The 1,534-nt window shown below is 74.1% G+C and carries 2 protein-coding genes; both read right to left on the reverse strand.

Annotated features, from left to right (window positions below):
- On the reverse strand, positions 1–1,041 hold a 1,041-nt coding region (locus ACWGIG_RS38860), incomplete at its 3' end, for an amidohydrolase (protein ID WP_453326436.1).
- A gap of 78 nt (positions 1,042–1,119) precedes the next feature.
- Complete coding sequence (locus tag ACWGIG_RS38865; protein ID WP_453326437.1) at positions 1,120–1,479, reverse strand: hypothetical protein; 360 nt, start codon at positions 1,477–1,479, stop codon at positions 1,120–1,122.
- Positions 1,480–1,534 lie beyond the last annotated feature (55 nt).

The raw sequence follows: 1,534 nt of genomic DNA on the forward strand, positions 1-1,534 counted from the left end.
GATCAGGCCCGCGACCCGTTCCGCGTCCGCCTTCGACCAGGCGCCCTCGGCCACCCAGCCGCCGAGCACCCGGCCGAGCGCCTCGCGGAACACCTGGGCCCCCACCACGTGCAGTTCCGGCAGCCCGCGCGCGCCGCTGGAGAAGAGCAGCTTGCCGAACGGCGCCAGCTCCAGCGTCTCCGCGAGCACGGCCGCCGCCCGCGCCCCCGTGTGCGCGGGCGCGGGTCCCAGGTCCGCGTAGACGTGCGGGAAGAGGCCCGCGAGATGGGCCGCGTGCCGGTGGTAGGGATAGCCGTGCAGCAGCACCAGATCCGTGCCGAGCCCCGCGCTCGCCGCCGCGAACTCCGTGAGCCGCTCCGGGTCCCCCGCCACGTGCAGCTGGAGCGGCAGCCCGCAGCCGACCGCGTTCCACAGCAGGTGCCGCAGCAGTACGGGGTCGGTCAGCCGGCCGCCCGCCCGGCGCCCCGCCAGCCACCGCCCGGCCGCCCCGCGCACCTCGCCGGGACCCGGCGGATACGGCGCGAGGGCGAGTCCGTGCCGTACCCCCGCCACCGAGGTGAAGGCCGCCGCGGACTTCGTCGCCGCGTGCATGGCCTCGCCCAGGTTGGCGAGGAAGCCCTCCGCCGTTCCCGAGGTGTCGGCGATCTGCTCCGCGAGCAGTTCCAGCCGTACGATCTCGTGCGCCTCGGCATCGGCCGCCGATGCCAGCTCGGCGGGGCAGGTCAGGTCGCCGGGCAGCCCGGTGTCCACCAGGTACGTCGAGATCCCGGCGCCCCTCAGCAGCCGCCGCCCCGACTCCAGTACGCCCAGCTCACGGCGCCTGGCCAGATAGCGGGCGGGCGTGCAGTGCGGCTCCAGGCCGAGGAGGGGCGGACACCAGCGGCGCACCGCGAAACCGGTCTGGGTGTCGAAGAAGGTGGTGCCGGCGGCGGGCGGCGCGGGCGTGCGCCCGAGGTGGGCCTCGAAGGTGCCGAGACCCAGCTCGGTGCGGAGCACCCCGTGGCAGTACTGGTCCACCAGGGACGACGGGGTCGTGATCAAGGGGGCTCCCGGGGTGGACGGAACTCTTCCACAGGGCCTAACGGGTGAGGCCCTCCCCCGGGTACTCCCTCCGGGGCCCTAGGAAGGCTTGTTCGCCGGGCCGCCGATCTGGATTCCGGCCATCCGCTTCCACTCGTAAGGACCGGTCTCGACCTTGGCCGCGAAGTCGCCGTCGAAGTCCTCGTGGACGGTGATCCCGGCCTTCTCGGTGGCCGCCTTCGCCACGTCGTACGTCGGGGCCACCAGGTCGCCCCAGGCGCCGTCGTCGCCCACCAGGACGATGCGGGTGCCCCGCTGCCCGATGTACGCGAGCTGTCCCTCGGCGCCGCCGTGCTGCCCGGCGAAGGCGCCGATCTGCTTGGCGAGCTTGGCGGTCCTGCGCTCGGCCGACTTGCTGGGGGCCTGCACGGCCTGCTCTGCCTGCTTGGTGTCTGCCATGAGCAGGATGCTACCGACGAGTAGCGAAACTGGCGACGGGCGGGACACGTGGCCT

The sequence above is a fragment of the Streptomyces sp. NPDC054863 genome (genome assembly GCF_053610825.1).